This window comes from Hydrogenophaga sp., assembly GCF_019635465.1.
Classification (GTDB): Bacteria; Pseudomonadota; Gammaproteobacteria; order Burkholderiales; family Burkholderiaceae_C; genus Hydrogenophaga.
Genome location: NZ_JAHBZK010000005.1, coordinates 1 through 17200, shown reverse-complemented (window position 1 = coordinate 17200; position 17200 = coordinate 1). Strand labels below are relative to the sequence as shown.

The following is a 17200-nucleotide window of genomic DNA, read 5'->3' as shown; positions in this document are numbered from 1 at the left end:
GCTTTCACTTATCGCCGGATAGGGATTCGATATTTCTCTGACATGCGCTCAGTCCGTAGACTTTCGCCACACCCGCTCCATAGCCCTTACCCAGGGCCGCAGCATGCTCTTCCCGGCTCCGCCCGACAACACCCCGTCGGCGACGGCCTCACAGAGGAAGGCGACAGGTCCCGGCGTTCCTGGGCCGCCGCCCATCGCGGCCATCAGAACCAACGCCGAGGTGAAGCATGCATCGCAGACGGATCATTGAAGCGTTCGCCGGCGCAGCCTTGTCGCCGGTTGCCAACGCCATGAATCAGCACACGCATCGCACCCTGGAGCCCATCGTTCTGGGACAGACTGCGGACTTCTCTTCCACGCGAGCGGCCATCAGCCGAGCCTACTCGGAGGGTGCCGCTTTGGGGTTTGCACAGGCCAACGCCGAAGGGGGCGTTCAGGGGCGGCCCATCCGAATTGCTCAGTTGGACGACGGCTACGACACCGATCGGGCTGAAGCGAATGCGAGGCACCTGGTCGAAAAGCACCACGCCCTGGCTCTGATCCACCTTGTGGGAACCGACGTCACCGCGCGCGTGCTGCCCTTTGCCGACAGGGCAGGCATTGCGCTTGTCCATCCCATCACAGGCGCTGATTTTCTGCGTCCACCGGCGAGGAGCTCACGACAGGCATTTTTCCTCAGGGCCAGCTATGGACTCGAGATGGATCGGATCGTGGCGCATCTGGACGCATTGGGCATACAGCGGATTGCCGCCTTCTACGAAGACGAGCCTTGCGGACACAGTGTGATGGCCGGTATGAGAGCATCTCTCGCTTGCCGCGGGCTCTCCCTGCAGGAGACCTGCTCATTGCCACCCAACCAGCCTACCGTTGACGCGGTGATGCCCGCAGTGCGGGCGCTGGTTTCGGCCAGGCCTCAGGCCATCATCATTGGCAGCGCCGGCCCGACGGTGGAGAAGTTCATTCGTGCCTTTCTCGGCGCCGGCGGGCGGTCGAGGCTCTTCGGCCTGTCGGTGACGGACGCTTCGCGCATGTTCAGGGAGCTTGGCCCGCTGTGTGCAGGCATCACGATGGCGCAAGTGTTCCCCGATGTGCGATCGAGCGTGCTTCCCGTGGTTCGGGACTACCGCGATGCGGCCATTGGTCACAACGTCGCCACGTCCGGGTTCGGGCTGGAAGGCTACATCTCGGCGCGTCTGATCGTTCAGGCCTTGCGGGCCGCCGGCCCTTTGGCTACGCGGGAACAGTTCGTCCAGGCGCTGGAAGGAATCACCCAGGTCGGCGGATTCCAGCTCGCCAGCCAGAATCCGCGAGAGGGCAGCACCTACACCGATCTGGCAACAATGGGCGACGATGGTCGACTGATGCGTTGATCAGTTGAGCCGGGCGTCGTTCAGCGGCCCTGCGCCGCCAACTGGTCTGCCGCGGCCACCACGGCCTCCCGAATGCGCTGATACGTGCCGCAGCGGCACACATTGCCGGCCATGGCCGCCTCGACAGCGTTCGTGTCCGGTTTCGGGTTGGCCTTGAGCAGCGCACAAGCGCTCATCAGTTGCCCGCTTTGGCAATAGCCGCACTGCACCACGTCCCGGTCTGTCCAGGCCGCACGCAAGGCGGTGATCTCAGGGCCTTCAAGACCTTCAATGGTGGTGATCGTCTGTTGTGACACGGCAGAGACCGGCGTGACGCAGGACCGAATGGCTTGCCCGTCGGCATGCACCGTGCACGCGCCGCACAGGGCCATGCCGCAGCCGAACTTGGTGCCGGTGAGCTTCAGATCGGCGCGCAGCACCCACAGCAGGGGCGTGTCGGGGGCCACGTCCAGGGTGACCGCGCGACCGTTGATGTTGAGCGTGGTGGTCATGGCGTGATCCTCATGCCGCAAGTTTGAGGGGCAGGCTGCGCAGACGTTGGCCGGTCAGTGCAAACAGCGCGTTGGCGACCGCGGGCGCCAGGGGCGGCAGGCCCGGCTCCCCAACGCCTTCGGGGTGCTCTGCGCTGGGCATGATCACGGTGTGCACCAGCGGCGCTTCGTTCAGCCGCACAACCGGTTGATCGTGGAAGTTGCCCTGCTGAACCTGGCCGTCGACGATCTCTACGCCGCCGTGCAGCGCCGCCGACAGGCCGAAGATCACGGCGCTCTCCATTTGTTGGCGAATGCCGGCCGGATTGACCGCCAGGCCGCAATCGACGGCACACCACACGCGGTGCACGCGAATGCTTTTGTCGGATCCGATGGATACCTCGACCACTTGCGCCACGCTGGTGCCGAAGGAGTCGTGCAGCGCAATGCCGCGCGCGGTCTTCGCGCCATCGGCAGCGGGAGGCGACGGGGTGCCCCAGTCGGCCGCTTTGGCCACGGCACGCAACACGGCCAGCTGCTTCGGGTGTTGCTGGAGCAGCGCTTCACGAAACACCAGTGGGTCCGCGCCGACGGCGTGCGCGCACTCGTCCACGAAGCTCTCCTTGAAGAAGGCCTGGTGCGAGTGACCCACCGAGCGCCAGAAGCCCACCTGCAGCGGGAGGTCGACCGCCACGTGTGCGATGCGCGCGGCGGGCCATTCGTATGCCTGGTCGAACGCGCCCTCGCTGGTGGTTTTGTCGGGCCCGCCGCCGGGCAGGCCGAAGATGCGCTTGAGGACTTGCGGCACGATGGCCTGACCGGCGCTGGTGTTCTTCCAGGCCACCAGTCGCTGGGCGGCGTCAAACCCGGCCTCGAATCGCGCCACGCAGGCCGGGCGGTAGAGGTCGTGCTTCGTGTCCTGCTCCCGGCTCCAGATCGTCTGCACCGGCAGGCCTGGCAAGGCCTTGGCTATCGCGGCGGCCTGGGCAACGAAATCCACTTCCAGTCGGCGACCAAAGCCTCCACCCAGGAGCATCACGTTCACGGTCACCGCTTCGGCAGGCAGGCGCAGCGCGTCTGCGGCAGCGCTGCGCGCCAGGCCGGGCACCTGGGTGGAGACCCACACCGTGGCCTTGTTGCCTTCGAACAGCACGGTGCAGTTGATGGGTTCGAGTGCAGCGTGGGCGAGCCAGGGGGCACGGTACTCGGCCTCGATGCGTTGGCTGGCAGCCGCCAGCGCGGCGTCCACCTCACCGGTCTCATAGAAAGCGAAGCCCTTGTCGCTGCGCGTGGCCTGGGCAATTTGCGCCAGCGCGGCGGCACTGCTGAAGGTGGCGAGTTCACCGTGGTCCCAGGTCACATCCAGGGTGTCGGCCGCCTGGCGCGCGCGCCACGGGTGGTCGGCGATCACCGCCACGCCACCGGTGCCGCCGTTGAGCGGTGGCACCACCACCACGGCTTTCACGCCGCGATGCTGGCGCGCCGCGGCATCGTCGTGGTGCATTGCCTGGCCGCGCAGGGTGGGGCACATCCGCACGCTGGCGTAGTGCAGTTTGTCGGGCAGGGCGTCGATGCCAAAGCGTGCGCTGCCATCGATCTTGCCCGGCGTGTCGATGCGGCGCGTGGCTTGCCCGATCAGCTTGAATTGCTCGGGCGACTTGAGGGCGGGCGTGGAGGGCATCGGCTGCTGAGCCGCCGCAGCGGCCAGCGCGCCATAGGCCATGCGACGACCATCGGGGGCAATCACCTCGCCGTTCTCGGCGCTGCAGCTGGCGGCCTCAACGCCCCATTGCGCAGCAGCTGCTGCCACCAGCATCTGCCGGGCGGCGGCGCCCGCCTGGCGCATCGGCAGCCACAGGTCCTTCACGCTGGACGAACCCCCGGTCATCATGACGCCGACTTCGCGCATGGTCTTGGCCGCAAGCCAGCGCACCACGTCCAGTGCCAGGTTGTGTGTGTCGGGGTGCACGGGCAGGCCGTCGATCACCGTGGCGATGTTGTTGTAGATCTTGTCGATGGGCGACTGCTGCCATCGCACGCGCGACCAGTCGGCATCGAGTTCGTCGGCCAGCAGCATGCACAGTGCGGTGACGACGCCTTGCCCCATCTCGCTCTTGGCCAGCGTGACCGTGACAGTGCCGTCGCGCGCAATCTTCACCCAGCCGTTGAATGCCACCTCGCCTTCATCGGTGGGCAAAGGCGTGGCGGTATTGAGGCGTTGGCGCGGTGGCAGCACGCCCCAGCCGATGGCCAGCGCCCCCGTCACACCCAGCGTGCCGAGAATGAACTTGCGTCGCGTGCCCATCTGTTTGCCTCCGCTGCCTTACTGGAACGCCACTTCGGCAAAGCTGCGCAGCTTGCGGCTGTGGAGCTGATCCACACCGCCTTCGCGCAGCCGCTCGACCGCGCGGATGCCGATGCGCAGGTGCTGGTCGACGCGTTCGCGGTAGAAGTGATTGGCCATGCCGGGCAGCTTGATCTCGCCATGCAGTGGCTTGTCGCTCACGCACAGCAAGGTGCCGTAGGGCACCCGAAAACGAAAGCCGTTGGCGGCGATGGTGGCGCTTTCCATGTCGAGCGCCACCGCGCGCGACTGCGAGAAGCGCCGCTGCGGCGTGTTGTCGGGCAACAGCTCCCAGTTGCGGTTGTCGGTGCTGGCCACGGTGCCGGTGCGCATGATGCGCTTGAGCTCGCCGGGCGCCACGCCGGTCACGTCGGCCACGGCGGCTTCCAGGGCGAGCTGGATTTCGGCCAGTGCGGGGATCGGCACCCACAGGGGCAGTTCCTCGTCGAGCACGTGGTCCTCGCGCACATACGCATGCGCCAAGACATAGTCACCCAGCTGCTGGGTGGTTCGCAGACCGGCGCAATGACCCAGCATGAGCCACGCGTGCGGGCGCAACACGGCAATGTGGTCGGTGATGTTCTTGGCGTTGGCCGGGCCAACGCCGATGTTGACCATGGTGATGCCGCTGCGGTCTTCTCGCATCAGGTGGTAGCCCGGCATTTGCGGCAAGCGCGGCGGGGCATGGCCGAGTTCATCTCCGGGCTCGCTGGCCAGGCCCACGCGCCGGGTCACGACGTTGCCCGGTTCGACAAAGGCCACGTAAGGACTGTCGGCCTTGGCCATCTCGGCACGCCCAAGCTGAATGAACTCGTCGATGTAGAACTGGTAGTTGGTGAACAGCACGAAGTTCTGGAACCAGTCGGGCGAGGTGCCGGTGTAATGGCGCAGCCGCTGCAGGGAATAGTCCACCCTGGGCGCGGTGAACAGCGACAGCGGATGGGCTTCGCCCGGGCCGGGTTCGTGAGTGCCGTTGGCGATGCCGTCATCCATGGTGGTGAGGTCGGGCAGGTCGAACACATCGCGCATGAAGGCGCGCCGCTCGGCGCTCATCTGACCTTCAACGTGGTCGTGTTCGGCAAACGAGAAGTGGATCGGAATGGGCTGCGTGCTGGTGCCGATTTCGAGTTCGCCGCCGTGATTGGCCAGCAGCAAGGCGAACTGCTCGCGGTAGTAGTCGATGTACAGGTCAGGGCGTGTCAGTGTGGTTTCGTAGCGGCCGGGGCCGGCCACAAAGCCGTAGCTCAGGCGCTTGCGGCCGGTTTCGTCCAGGCCATCGCCCTGGCGCAGGTTGCTGTGTGTGTGCAGGCGGGCATAGGGGTAGCACGCACGCACGCGCACGCCATCGAAGGGGGCGCCACTGACGTACTCGTGCATGGATCGGCGCAGGAAATCCACGTTCTGGTCGTAGATGCGTCGCACCTGCGCCAGCGCAGCGTCGGGGTCGGTGAACAGTTGCGGGGCGGTAAAGTCGGGCGAGCGTTGCATGCACCTATTGTGAACCGCCAAATCGGACCTTTGTTTGAACGAACTCGCCTCACCTGACATTACCCGCGCGGCCACCGTGCTGGCCGTTGCACTGGGCTGTGGCTTGCTGGTGGGCGTGGAGCGCGAGCGCCGCAAGGGCAGTGGGCCGGGTCGGGCGCTGGCCGGCTTGCGCAGTTTTGCGCTCACCTGCGTCACAGGCGCCGCTGCGGCATTGACCGGCCTGGCGGGCGTGGTGGTCGCGGGTGCGGCCTTTGTGGCGGGGCTGGCCGTGGTGGCCTACGCGAAGGACCGATCGAACGACCCCGGTGTGACCACCGAGGTGGCACTGCTGCTGACCTACCTGATCGGCGTGCTGGCCGCACACAGCACGGCGCTGGCGGCCGGCCTGGCGGTGGTGCTGACCGTGGTGCTGTTCCTGCGCGAGCGAGCGCACCGCGCCGTGACCCAATGGCTGCGGCCGAGCGAGATGCGCGACGGCTTGTTGCTCGCTGCGTTGGTGCTGCTGGGGTTGCCCTTGTTGCCTGATGTGCCCTTGTGGGGCGACGCGCTGAACCCGCGCGGCATCGGCCAGTTGCTGGCGCTGTTGTTGACGCTGCAGTCCGTGGCCCATCTCGGGCGCCGTCTGCTGGCGGCGCAGCACGCCCTGGCGCTGTCATCGCTGGCGTCGGGTTTTGTTTCCAGCACCGCGACCATCGCCAGCCTCGGTCTGGCCGCCCGGCAGGGCAAGGCGCCAGCCAGGGTGCTGGCCGGGGGTGGTTTGCTCTCGTGCGTGAGCACCTTGCTGCAGCTGGTGGTGGTGGCCTCAGCGGTTCGCCCGGCCTGGCTGGCTGCATTGTGGTTGCCGGTGTCGGTCTCGGCCCTGATCGCGCTGCTGTGGGGTGGCTGGCTGGTGCGCGGCGACGGGGCCTCGGTGGCAGTGTCGGGGGCCACACCGCGCGCCGAGGCGCTGCCCGCCGCGCACGAGGACCGCATGTTCAGCCTGGGCGGCGCGCTCATGGTGGCGGGGCTGCTGGTCGGCATCCAGGCCCTGGTGCATGGGCTGCAGCAGTGGATGGGGGATGCCGGCCTCACTGTGGCTGTGGCCCTGGGTTCGCTGGCCGACCTGCACGCGTCGGCCGCGGCCGTGTTTGCCGATGCGGCGCCGTCGCCCGTGGCCCGACACGCGCTGGCCCTGGCGCTGGGGCTGCATGCGGCAAGCAAGTCGATTACCGCCTATGTGGCGGGGCGTGGTGCCTACCTGCGTTGGTTGGCACCCGGCCTTTGGGTGCACACGGCGCTGGCCATGGCCTGGCTGGTGCTGGGCTGAGGCAGCGTTCGCTTGTTGCTCGGTCTCAGCGCGCGGGCTCGCGCATGGTGACGAACTCTTCGGCGGCCGTCGGGTGGATGCCGATGGTGCTGTCGAACACCGCCTTGGTGGCGCCGGCCTTGAGCGCCACCGCAAAGCCTTGGACCACCTCGCCCGCGTCGGCGCCGACCATGTGCAGGCCCACCACGCGGTCGCTGGCGGTGTCGACCACCAGTTTCATCAGGGTGCGTTCGCTGCTGCCGGACAGAGTGTGTTTGAGGGCCTTGAACTCGCTGCGAAAAACGGTGACCTCGCCATGGCGTTCGCGGGCCTGTGCCTCGGTGAGGCCGACGGTGCCGATGTTGGGGTGCGTGAACACCGCTGTGGGAATGAAGTCGTAGGCCATGCTGCGCGCGGCCTTGCCCGGTGCCGGCCCACACAGCTGGTCAACCACCACCATGGCCTCGCCCAGTGCCACCGGTGTCAATTGCACGCGGTTGGTCACGTCGCCCACGGCCCAGATGTGTGGCACGTTGGTCCGGTAGTGCGCATCAACCAGCACCTCGCCCTGCGCCCCGGTGGCCACGCCCACGGCGTCAAGCCCCAGGTCGCGCGTGTTGGGCACCCGCCCCGTGGCGTAGAGCACGGCGTCAACCACCAAGCGGTTGCCGCCCTCGCATTCGATATGCAGACCATCGTCCTGGCGGCGGATGTCCACCACACCGGCGTTCAGACGCAGGTCCACACCCGACTTGATCATTTCGGCGGCGACGAAATGGCGCACCTCGTCGTCGAAGCCACGCAGGATCTGCTCGCCCCGGTAGAGCTGCGTCACGCGCGAGCCCAGGCCGTTGAAGATCGAGGCGAACTCGCTGGCGATGTAGCCGCCGCCCACGATGGCCAGGCGTTGCGGGAAGGGGTCGATGTCGAAGATGTCGTTGCTGGTGAGCACGAACTCGCGACCGGTGAAATGCGGCACGTGTGGCGTGCCGCCAGTGGCGATCAGGATGTTGGCGGCGCTCAAGCGCTGATGCCCGGGCGAGCCGTCGGCGTTGAGCGTGGCGATTTCGATCTCGTGGTCGCCCACCAAGCGCGCGAACCCATCGAGCTGGGTGACGCCTGCGCCGCGCAGCAGATTGCCGTACACGCCATTGAGGCGGGTGATCTCTTTGGCGCGGTTGGCCTTGAGCGTCGCCCAGTCGAAGCGCACGCCATCGACCGACCAGCCAAAGCCGCGCGATTCGTTGAACGCGTCGTGGTAGTGCGCCGCGTAGCTGTAGAGCTTCTTGGGAATGCAGCCCACATTGACGCAGGTGCCGCCAAGGCCATCGGTACCCAGCACCTCGGCCAGCGCCACGCGCAGGCCACGTTGGGCCGCCATGCGGGCGGCGCGCACGCCGCCACTGCCGCCACCGATGACAAAGAGATCGAAGTCGAAATTGCTCATGGGTGCGATGGTAGGCAGGCCTGGCTGCGCGCGTGCGATGGGTCGGCGCAAGGGCCCGCACGCCACAGGGCCATGCGGGCCCTGAATGTCAGTGAATTCAGGCGCCGGCCGACGCCGCCGTCTGCGCCACGACGCGGCGCTTGGCCATCTCGCGTCCCATGGTCAGCGCGTCGCCGGGCGCCACCAACTTGCGGGCCTGTGGGTACGCGATCGACTCTTCCAGCTCGATGTGCTCGTGATAGAGCTGCTGAAACACCTCGACGGCCTGCAGCATTTCGCTGGGATCGAACCAGGTGTTGCCGTGGCGCGCGGCATCGAGCGACGGTTCGATCTGCAGCCACATGGCTTCGAGCCAGCCGTGGTCCTGCACCAGCTGCTCGGTGGCCTGCACCAGATCGGGGCTGTGGCTGCGCAGCAGCGCGGGGAAAATGTGCTTCTCTTCGTCCAGGTGGTGGTCGCGCGCCGCGCCATTGAAATGCGCCAGCACGGCCTTGGCCTGCAACTGCTCGGCAGGGCCGAAGCGGTCATCGACGATGGCCAGCGCCAAATCGCGCAGTGCGACCAACTGAACCTGGATCTCGCGGTGTGCCGCATCGAGAAACTCGAAGACCGGTGCGGCGCTGGTGGTGGTTTTGCCCATGTCGACCTCCTGAAGTGACGCCCGCATTTTTTGGGCGCCCTGCGCAGGGGGCTTTGATCTGGCGCAAATCCGCGGGCCGCACGGCTGGTGATCTGCCGTGCGGCTTGACCGGACTCAATAGGCGTAGACCCCGCGCCCGGTTTTGCGACCCAGCCAGCCGGCGGCCACCATCTCTTTCAGCAGCGGCGCGGGGCGGTACTTGCTGTCGTTGAACTCGGCCATGTAGACGTTCATCACTGCCAGGCAGACGTCCAGGCCGATCATGTCGGCCAGCGCCAGCGGGCCAATGGGCTGGTTGGTGCCGAGCTTCATGCCGGCGTCGATGTCTTCGGGCGTGGCCAGGCCTTCGGCCAGCACGAAGAAGGCCTCGTTGATCATGGGCACCAGGATGCGGTTGACCACGAAGCCGGGCGCGTTCTTGACCGTGATGGGCGACTTGCCCAGCGCTTCGGCCAGGGCCTTGACGGTGTCGTGCGTGGCGTCGCTGGTCTGCAGGCCGCGGATGATCTCCACCAGCGCCATCATCGGCACCGGGTTGAAGAAGTGCATGCCGATGAAGCGGTCGGCGCGCTGGGTGGCGGCGGCCAGCTTGGTGATGCTGATCGAGCTGGTGTTGGTGGCGACGATCACCTCGGGCGCCAGCAAGCCATCGAGCTGTTGCAGGATCTTGACCTTCAGGCCTTCGTTCTCGGTGGCCGCCTCGATCACCAGTTGCGCGCCCTTGAGGTCGTCGTAGCTGGTGCTGGCCTTGATCAGCGACAGCGCCTGGGCCTTGCCCTCGGCGGTCATCTTCTCCTTCTTGATGAGCCGATCGAGACTGCCGGCGACGGTGGCCATGCCTTTGTCGAGGGCGGCCTGGGCGATGTCGACCATGACCACGCGGATGCCGCTGACCGCACAGGCCTGGGCGATGCCGTTGCCCATGGTGCCCGAGCCGATGATGCCGACGGTCTGGATGCTGTTGCTGCTCATGCGATGAAACCTCTGAGTGAATGGTTGCGCTGGGGTCGGGAAAACCCGCGTCGCGAAGGTGTCGCCCCTAGGTGAGCCCACCTACACCCTGCGCGGGTCGCCTGTTAACTTGGCCGCCGATTGTCGCGCAGCCGTGCTGCGCTGCAGCGACGCAGGAGACAGCATGTACGACGTGATCATTGTGGGCGGTGGCTCGGCCGGTTGTGTGCTGGCGGGTCGCCTGAGTGAGGACCCGGCCATGCGCGTGGCCCTCATCGAAGCGGGCCCGCCCGACCGCAGCGTGCTCATCCACTGCCCGGCCGGTCTGGCGGTGTTGGCCAAGACGGGTCAGGCGAACTGGTGCCTGGAGACGGTGCCGCAAGCCGGGCTCAATGGTCGGCGTGGCTACCAGCCTCGCGGCAAGGTGCTGGGCGGATCGAGCTCGGTCAACGCCATGATCTATGCGCGTGGCCACGCCAGCGATTACGACGGCTGGGCCGCGGCCGGCAACCCGGGCTGGGCCTGGGCCGACGTACTGCCGTACTTCAAGCGCGCCGAAGACAACCAGCGCGGTGCTGACACTTACCACGGTGTTGGTGGGCCACTGCACGTGCAGGACCTCACCAGCCCCAATCCGTTCGCTGCCCACTTCGTGGCCGCGGGGCGCGAAGCCGGCTACCCCGTCAATGCCGATTTCAACGGCGCCGAGCAAGAGGGCGTGGGGGCCTACCAGGTCACTCACCGCCAGGGCGAGCGGTTCAGTGCCGCCAAGGCCTACCTGACGCCGCACCTTGCGCGTCCCAATCTCACCGTCGTCACCGACGCGCTGGTGACCCGAGTGGTGATGGACCAGCGCGACGGCGAAGCGCCGCGCGCGGTGGGCGTTGAGTTCCGTGCACAGGGCGGGCGCGGCCAGGTGCAGCGGCTGCAATGCCATGCCACAGGGGAGGTGGTGCTCAGCGCGGGGGCGTTCGGGTCGCCACAGTTGCTGATGCTATCGGGCATCGGCCCGGCAGAGCATTTGCAGCAGCACGCGATTGGCGTGGTGAAAGACCTGCCCGGTGTGGGCAGCAACCTGCACGACCATGTGGACGTGGTGCAGGTGGTCAACGCGCCGCGCGCCACCGACCTGTTCGGGTTGTCGCTCAAGGGCGTGGCCAACATGCTGCGTGGCGTGGGCGAATGGCGCCGCGCGCGCACCGGCATGCTGACCACCAACTTCGCCGAGGCCGGTGGCTTCATCAAGAGCGCACCCGATGAAGCCATCCCCGACCTGCAGTTGCACTTCGTGATCGGCAAGCTGGTTGACCATGGGCGCAAGACGGTGTTCGGGCATGGCTACTCCTGCCACGTGTGTCTGCTGCGCCCGCGCAGTCGCGGCAGCTTGCGCCTGGCCAGCGCCAATCCGCAGGTGATGCCGCTGATCGACCCGGCGTTTTTGAGCGACCCGGACGACGTGGCGCGGCTGGTGCTGGGCTTCAAGCGCATGCGCGCACTGCTGGGGCAGCCAGCGCTGGCGCGTTTCGGCGGCAGCGAATCGCGTGCGTCGGCCGATGCACAGACCGATGCGCAGATTGAGCAGTTTGTGCGTGGCCATGCCGACACGATCTATCACCCGGTCGGCACCTGCCGCATGGGCGCCGACGCCAACGCTGTAGTGGATGCCAGTCTGCGCGTGCATGGGGTGCGGGGCCTGCGCGTGGTCGATGCCTCGGTGATGCCGCAGATCGTCGGTGGCAACACCAATGCCCCCGTCATCATGATGGCCGAGAAGGCCGTCGATATGATCCTGGCCGAGCGAAGCAACCCATCGGAGACAGCCCATGATCCTGGAACACGCGGACATCCGCATCGATCCCTCGAAGGCCTCGGCGTTTGAAGAAGCCATCCTGCTCGGGGTGAACACCGTCGTCTCCAAGGCCAAGGGGTTCAAGGGCTTCAAGGTCAACCGCAGCATTGAAAGCCCCGGCCGCTACCTGCTGTTGATCTACTGGGACACGCTGGAAGACCACACCGTGGGTTTCCGTGGCTCGCCCGCCTTTGCCGAATGGCGCGCCATCGTCGGCCCGTACTTCGCGCAAGCCCCGGTGGTCGAACACCTCGAGCTGGTCGGCAAGAGCTGAGGCTCAGCCGCGCGGCGCCTGCTGGCGCATCAAGGTGGACTTGCCGAACAGGCTTTCAATGAGGTCGACCGCGAGTTCGGCCGTTCGGTTGCGCACGTCGAGCGCCGGGTTCAACTCCATCACGTCGAGCGAGGCCAGGCGCCCGGTGTCGGCAATCATTTCCATGCACAGCTGCGCTTCGCGATAGGTCGGACCACCGGGCACGGTTGTGCCGACGCCGGGTGCGATCTCCGGGTCGAGAAAGTCGACATCGAAGCTCACGTGAAGGTGGGTGTTGTCGTCCAGGCCGGCGAGCGCGCGCTCCATGGTCTGGCGCATACCCATCTCGTCGATGTAGCGCATGTCGAACACCTCCAGGCCGTGTTCGTGCACCAGCTGCTTTTCGCCTGGGTCCACGCTTCGAATGCCGATCTGTCGCACCACGTCGGGTGTGATGGCGGGTGTGTGCCCGCCAATTCCGGTCAGTTCCGCGGGACCCAGGCCGCACAGCAAGGCCACCGGCATGCCGTGGATGTTGCCGCTGGGGGTGAGGGTGGCGGTGTTGAAGTCGGCGTGTGCGTCGAGCCAGAGCACCCGCAGTTTGCGACGTTGCTCCCGGCAGTGGCGCGCCACCGCACTGATGGAGCCCAGGCCGAGGCAATGGTCACCGCCCAGGACGATGGGCAAGTGCCCGCGTGAGAGTCCGGTGTAAACGGCCTCGTGCAGTGCGACGTTCCAGGCCACAACCTCGGGCAGGTGGCGGTATCCCTGCACGGGTGCTTCCCAAGGGTTGCCCGGACCGCTCAGGTTGCCAACGTCATGCACGTCGAGTCCGTGCGAACTCAGCACCTGGGCCAGGCCAGCCACGCGCAGGGCTTCAGGGCCCATGGAGGCGCCGCGCGCGCCAGCGCCAATGTCCGTGGGGACGCCAATGAGCGAGATGGAGGTCGTCATGACTGCATGCCTGAGTACAAAAGTATGGGTAAGCACTGGGCGACGCTGGCCTGCGTCACGGCGCCAAGCGTATCCAGCTGTATCGATTGTCACCACGCCAGCCCGAGTCACCTTGCCGGACTCCACTGAATGCGCTCGGCGACTTACGAATTCCAACCTTCTGTAGCCCCCTCGAGGCCGCATGGCGGTCGACACTCGCTTCGCTCGTCGCCTCTGCCCGTCAATCGGTGTGACGGAAATCACGCTGGCGGTTACCAGCAAACTGACCTGACACGCCGCCGCACCTCGGCTGTTCGCGCCGACGGTTCCCCGCCATCGCTTATCTCGCCGCCTTTGCCTGCCCGAATCTCCATGGAATCCTCGTCCACCTCGTCCTTGCCCCGCCTGACCCTGGCCACGCTGTTTGCAGCGACCCTGGCTGCCTGCGGCGGAGGTGGCGGCGGCGGCGGGGCCTCCGATGTTGCCCAGACCAGTTCGGCACCAGCGCCTGCACCAGCGCCTGCACCAGCGCCTGCACCAGCGCCTGCACCAGCGCCTGCACCAGCGCCTGCACCAGCGCCAGCGCCAGCGCCAGCGCCTGCACCAGCGCCAGCGCCAGCGCCAGCGCCAGCGCCTGCACCAGCGCCTGCACCTGCACCTGCACCTGCACCTGCACCTGCACCTGCACCTGGAACCACCGCCTGTGATTCGGCCTCTGGCCGTGTCCTGCGGGTCGGTCCCAGCCGCACCTACCAGACGCCAAGTGCCGCGGCGGCGGCTTCGCAGAATGGCGATGTGATCCGCATCGATGCTGGCAGCTATGTGGGTGACGTTGCATCCTGGAGTCGCAGCAACCTGACCATCTGCGGCGAGGGCGGGCGTGCGCGCCTGTACGCCAATGGACGCAACGCGTCGGGCAAAGGCATCTGGGTCATCTCAGGCGCCAACGTCACGGTCGACAGCATCGAATTCCACGACGCCACCGTGCCCGATCAGAACGGCGCAGGCATTCGCGCCGAGCACACGGGCGCGCTGCGTGTGCTCAACAGTGGCTTCTACGACAACGAGAACGGCATCCTCTCCAATGCCGGCTCGTCCACGATCACCATTGAGGGCTCGGAGTTCGCGCGCAATGGCTATGGCGATGGCTACAGCCACAACATCTACGTTGGGCAGATCGACCAGTTGACGGTACGACGCAGTTTCTTCCATGAAGCCAAGGTCGGCCACAACCTGAAGAGCCGCGCGCGCGACAACCTCGTCGAGCACAGCTATTTCATGGATGGTGGCAGCGGCACTGCCAGCTACCAGGCGGACTTTCCGAACGGCGGACGCGTCGTTCTGCGCGGCAACTTGTTCCAGAAGGGACCCAACGGCCAGAACGGCACGGTGATCGCCTATGCCCTGGAGGGGTTCAGCAACAGCACGCGAACGCTTGAGCTCTATCACAACACGGTGGTGTCCACCCGTTCCGGCGGCGCGTTCCTGGCGGCGCCGTCAGGCACCACCACCGTGCGCCTCACGGCCAACCTGTTTGCAGGCACGGGCAGTCCTTCGCTGATCACCGGGGGCTTTGCGAGTGGCAACGCCATTCAGAGCGGCAACGTGACCAGCTCGGCCAGCAACATTCCGGGCGCATCGAGTGTGTCCAGCCCCAACTTCTGGCCCAATGCCACTTTGCAGGGCCAGATCGGTCTCAGCGGGATTCCCGATGCGTCCTACGTGAGCGATGCGCCGCAGCCCTACACCTTGCGCACCTTGGGTGCATCGCGGGTCGCGGGCGCCATCCAGTCGACGCCCTGAAGCCTGGGGCAATACACCGACAATGGCGACCCGAGGAGGCACAACTCTCCTCCTCTGGTTGTCCAAATGCCCGATTCATCTCTTGTTCCCTGGCCCTCCGTTGGCGCGCAGCATCTGAGCGTTTCCGAGCGCGCCTGGTTGTCCCCCAGTGACGACTACTGGCGCGCCTGGTTGCGGCGCCCCGAGCTGGCCCTGGTGCCCGAGTCCTGTGTGGCCGAAGAGGCCTTGCACGCCGCCATGCTCGACCAACCGTCGCGCAGCGTCATGGCCGGGCAGATCGACGCCATGCGCGACCCCGACGTGCGTGAGAACTGGCGGCACTTTCTGCGCCTGCGCGATGCGGTGAGAAAGGCCGGCACACTGGAGGCGGCCTGGGCCGGCTTCTTTGCCCGCGGTGCTGTCGATGTGCCGCCGCTGTTTCTGGACTTGCTGGTTCAGGCCATGGTGGCCAGGCTGCTTGAGGGTGAGCGCGACGCGCTGGTGTGGCGTGCGGCCGAGCTGCTGTTTCGCCGCCAGCGCATCCAGTTGCACGAAGGGCGTGTGCTGTGTGGCGACGAGCAGGCGCTGGACATGCTCAACGAGACGGGCGGTCTGGGCAGCATCGGCAGCTTGCTGCGACAGGCGGGTGCCCACCTGGCTGGCGTCGAGGTGGCGGTGCTGGGTGCGGACAATGCCGAGACCTACATGGGGTCGGTGCAGCGCGATGCACCTTCTCGTCACTTGCTCGACCTGACTCATACGGTGCAACAGAACCTTCCCCACGGCCTGGTGCTGACCATGGACCGGGCGCAGTCGGGTTTGACCGCGTTGGCGCGGGTGCTGGAGCGCTGGATTCAACACCTGCATGGGGTGCAGGTGCACATCGAGGTGCAGACGCGCGTGGAGGATCCGGCGTGGCGCTGGCACGTGGGGCTGGATGCCGAAGCCACTTTGTTGCTCAACGACCTCTACAACGGCGAGACACTGAGCGACGACCGCCAGCGTCGCTTGCTCAGCCTGTTTCGCCTGCGGTTTGCGGACCCCGACCAGCAGCGTGAGGACGTCCGGGGCAAATCGGTCTATCTCGGCCTGGCCATGAACGCGCAGCAGCAGCTCCGACTGAAGCCTCAGAACCTGTTGCTCAACCTTCCCTTGAGCGCGTCGACCGAGCACGCCCAATCGCTCTGACCACCCGCAGGGAGCCGACCCTGGCCTCGACCGTGACCGTGCGTGCATGACCCAGCCATTCGCCATCGGCAGCCAATGGCAGATCGCCTTGCGCCAGCAGGGTCATCCTTTCGTACGCCTGGGTATGAATGCGCGGGTGGCTCAGGTGCCAGCCCAGTAGCAAGCGCGGCAGCATGACCAGGGCACCCGTGCGCGTGAACGGGCCTGCCAGCAAAAGGTTGAGCAAGCCATCGTGGGTGCGTGCCGCGGGTGTGGCCCGCATCCCGCCGCCAAAGGTGGGGGTGTTCAGCGAGGCGGCGAACAAGGCAGGGCCATCGTGGCAGTGGCTGCCATCCACCGTGATGTCGATGGACCAGGTGCGCAGCGCCGCCAGTTCGTTGAGTGTGGCCCACAAGTAGCGCGGCAGGCCGCTGAGCCAGCTAGGTCCATTGAGCGAGCGCGCCACCACGGCAGCGTCGAAGCCGGCGCTCAGGCTGGACAGGAAAGGCACCTCGCGTCGTTCGCCGAGGTGGTCGTGCCAGACCACAAGGCCTGTGTCCATGGCGCTGGTAGCGCCGTTCAGGCCGTGGGTGAGCCATTGCAAAGGGGTGGCACCGCGCACGCCCATCGCCCGGGCTGTGTCGTTGCCACTGCCCAGCGGCACCACGCCGAGTTCGTGATCGCGGGCCAGCAGCGCTGGCAACCAATGGTGCAGGGTGCCATCACCGCCCACGGCCACCACGCGTGTGCCACGCGGCAAGTCGTGCAGGATGGCCAGTGCGGCGTCCAGCCGGTCCGGGGCGTGAAACTGTGCGTCGGGCGGCAACGCCGCTTGCAACGCGGGCAACCAGCGTGCGACGCGCCCGCCCAGGGCGCGCGGGTTGGCGAGGACAACCCTCACATGTTGCGCCGGTACTGGCCGCCCACTTCGAACAGGGCGCTGGTGATCTGACCCAGCGAGCAGCAGCGCACCGCGTCCATCAGCACCTCGAAGACGTTGCGGTTCTCGATCACGGCCTGCTTCAGGCGCTCGAGCATGGCCGGTGCTTCGCTGGCGTGGCGGGTGTGGAAATCCTGCAGGCGCTGGAGCTGGCTTTGCTTTTCGTCTTCGGTCGAGCGCGCGAGTTCGAGCGATTGCGGGATCGGGTCGCCGTGCGGGTTGCGGAAGGTGTTGACACCGATGATGGGCAGCTCGCCGGTGTGCTTGAGCATCTCGTAGTG

General features: G+C 66.8%; 16 protein-coding genes. 6 read left to right on the top strand and 10 right to left on the bottom strand.

The features are described 5' to 3' along the window. Nucleotides 1-227: 227 nt before the first annotated feature. Nucleotides 228-1370, top strand: coding sequence for an ABC transporter substrate-binding protein (locus tag KF871_RS05455; protein WP_291139311.1), 1143 nt, complete (start codon nucleotides 228-230; stop codon nucleotides 1368-1370). Nucleotides 1371-1390: 20 nt separating this feature from the next. Here KF871_RS05455 and KF871_RS05450 read toward each other — a convergent pair whose 3' ends face one another. From KF871_RS05450 to KF871_RS05440, 3 genes are read right to left on the bottom strand one after another with little or no spacing between them, the layout of a single operon-like run. Further along, nucleotides 1391-1861: a (2Fe-2S)-binding protein gene (locus tag KF871_RS05450; protein ID WP_291139308.1), complete on the bottom strand. Its 471-nt coding sequence runs from the start codon at nucleotides 1859-1861 to the stop codon at nucleotides 1391-1393. A gap of 10 nt (nucleotides 1862-1871) precedes the next feature. Next, complete coding sequence (locus tag KF871_RS05445; RefSeq protein ID WP_291139305.1) at nucleotides 1872-4145, bottom strand: molybdopterin cofactor-binding domain-containing protein; 2274 nt, start codon at nucleotides 4143-4145, stop codon at nucleotides 1872-1874. 18 nt (nucleotides 4146-4163) lie between these two features. Beyond that, complete coding sequence (locus KF871_RS05440) at nucleotides 4164-5672, bottom strand: AMP nucleosidase (protein ID WP_291139302.1); 1509 nt, start codon at nucleotides 5670-5672, stop codon at nucleotides 4164-4166. A 34-nt stretch (nucleotides 5673-5706) separates the two neighbouring features. Between KF871_RS05440 and KF871_RS05435 the strand changes: the two genes are divergently transcribed. Then, nucleotides 5707-6978 carry an MgtC/SapB family protein gene (locus tag KF871_RS05435; protein WP_291139299.1) on the top strand — a complete coding sequence of 424 codons (1272 nt, stop codon included), beginning with the start codon at nucleotides 5707-5709 and terminating at the stop codon, nucleotides 6976-6978. A gap of 25 nt (nucleotides 6979-7003) precedes the next feature. Here the strand turns inward: KF871_RS05435 and gorA are convergent, their stop codons facing one another. The 3 genes from gorA to KF871_RS05420 all read right to left on the bottom strand — a co-directional run bounded on the left by gorA (nucleotide 7004) and on the right by KF871_RS05420 (nucleotide 10016). Further along, complete coding sequence (gene gorA, locus KF871_RS05430; protein ID WP_291139297.1) at nucleotides 7004-8404, bottom strand: glutathione-disulfide reductase; 1401 nt, start codon at nucleotides 8402-8404, stop codon at nucleotides 7004-7006. 97 nt (nucleotides 8405-8501) lie between these two features. Then, complete coding sequence (locus KF871_RS05425) at nucleotides 8502-9044, bottom strand: hemerythrin domain-containing protein (protein WP_291139295.1); 543 nt, start codon at nucleotides 9042-9044, stop codon at nucleotides 8502-8504. Between the two features lie 114 nt (nucleotides 9045-9158). Then, the gene (locus KF871_RS05420) at nucleotides 9159-10016 is read right to left on the bottom strand and encodes a 3-hydroxybutyryl-CoA dehydrogenase (RefSeq protein WP_291139291.1); all 858 of its coding nucleotides are present in this window, start codon (nucleotides 10014-10016) and stop codon (nucleotides 9159-9161) included. 163 nt (nucleotides 10017-10179) lie between these two features. Between KF871_RS05420 and KF871_RS05415 the strand changes: the two genes are divergently transcribed. Beyond that, a complete protein-coding gene (locus tag KF871_RS05415) occupies nucleotides 10180-11874 on the top strand; it encodes a choline dehydrogenase (protein WP_291139288.1) in 1695 nt (564 codons plus the stop codon). Next, complete coding sequence (locus tag KF871_RS05410) at nucleotides 11819-12118, top strand: antibiotic biosynthesis monooxygenase (protein WP_291139285.1); 300 nt, start codon at nucleotides 11819-11821, stop codon at nucleotides 12116-12118. Before KF871_RS05415 ends, KF871_RS05410 begins: the two co-directional genes overlap by 56 nt. 3 nt (nucleotides 12119-12121) lie before the next feature. Here KF871_RS05410 and rocF read toward each other — a convergent pair whose 3' ends face one another. Both rocF and KF871_RS05400 read right to left on the bottom strand, forming a co-directional pair. Further along, nucleotides 12122-13051, bottom strand: a complete 930-nt coding sequence (rocF, locus tag KF871_RS05405) for an arginase (RefSeq protein WP_291139282.1) — start codon at nucleotides 13049-13051, stop codon at nucleotides 12122-12124. Between the two features lie 319 nt (nucleotides 13052-13370). Then, nucleotides 13371-13718, bottom strand: coding sequence for a hypothetical protein (locus tag KF871_RS05400; protein WP_291139279.1), 348 nt, complete (start codon nucleotides 13716-13718; stop codon nucleotides 13371-13373). Between the two features lie 107 nt (nucleotides 13719-13825). On the opposite strand from KF871_RS05400, the gene KF871_RS05395 reads away from it, so the two are divergent. Next, entirely contained in the window at nucleotides 13826-14833 is a 1008-nt protein-coding gene (locus tag KF871_RS05395; RefSeq protein ID WP_291139276.1) for a right-handed parallel beta-helix repeat-containing protein, read from the top strand. A gap of 66 nt (nucleotides 14834-14899) precedes the next feature. Continuing rightward, complete coding sequence (locus KF871_RS05390; RefSeq protein WP_291139273.1) at nucleotides 14900-16000, top strand: DUF6352 family protein; 1101 nt, start codon at nucleotides 14900-14902, stop codon at nucleotides 15998-16000. Here KF871_RS05390 and KF871_RS05385 read toward each other — a convergent pair. After that, nucleotides 15954-16880 carry a diacylglycerol kinase family protein gene (locus KF871_RS05385; RefSeq protein ID WP_291139270.1) on the bottom strand — a complete coding sequence of 309 codons (927 nt, stop codon included), beginning with the start codon at nucleotides 16878-16880 and terminating at the stop codon, nucleotides 15954-15956. The genes KF871_RS05390 and KF871_RS05385 overlap by 47 nt on opposite strands. Beyond that, nucleotides 16877-17200: methylmalonyl-CoA mutase family protein (locus tag KF871_RS05380; RefSeq protein WP_291139267.1), on the bottom strand; the 324-nt coding region annotated here is incomplete at its 5' end. The genes KF871_RS05380 and KF871_RS05385, both read right to left, overlap by 4 nt.

Bases quoted from the DNA above. Each gene is read 5' to 3' on its own strand.
- KF871_RS05445 (WP_291139305.1), bottom strand. From the start codon at position 4,145: ATGGGCACGCGACGCAAGTTCATTCTCGGCACGCTGGGTGTGACGGGG.
- KF871_RS05420 (WP_291139291.1), bottom strand. From the start codon at position 10,016: ATGAGCAGCAACAGCATCCAGACCGTCGGCATCATCGGCTCGGGCACC.
- rocF (WP_291139282.1), bottom strand. From the start codon at position 13,051: ATGACGACCTCCATCTCGCTCATTGGCGTCCCCACGGACATTGGCGCT.
- KF871_RS05450 (WP_291139308.1), bottom strand. From the start codon at position 1,861: ATGACCACCACGCTCAACATCAACGGTCGCGCGGTCACCCTGGACGTG.
- KF871_RS05410 (WP_291139285.1), top strand. From the start codon at position 11,819: ATGATCCTGGAACACGCGGACATCCGCATCGATCCCTCGAAGGCCTCG.
- gorA (WP_291139297.1), bottom strand. From the start codon at position 8,404: ATGAGCAATTTCGACTTCGATCTCTTTGTCATCGGTGGCGGCAGTGGC.
- KF871_RS05415 (WP_291139288.1), top strand. From the start codon at position 10,180: ATGTACGACGTGATCATTGTGGGCGGTGGCTCGGCCGGTTGTGTGCTG.
- KF871_RS05425 (WP_291139295.1), bottom strand. From the start codon at position 9,044: ATGGGCAAAACCACCACCAGCGCCGCACCGGTCTTCGAGTTTCTCGAT.
- KF871_RS05440 (WP_291139302.1), bottom strand. From the start codon at position 5,672: ATGCAACGCTCGCCCGACTTTACCGCCCCGCAACTGTTCACCGACCCC.
- KF871_RS05455 (WP_291139311.1), top strand. From the start codon at position 228: ATGCATCGCAGACGGATCATTGAAGCGTTCGCCGGCGCAGCCTTGTCG.
- KF871_RS05390 (WP_291139273.1), top strand. From the start codon at position 14,900: ATGCCCGATTCATCTCTTGTTCCCTGGCCCTCCGTTGGCGCGCAGCAT.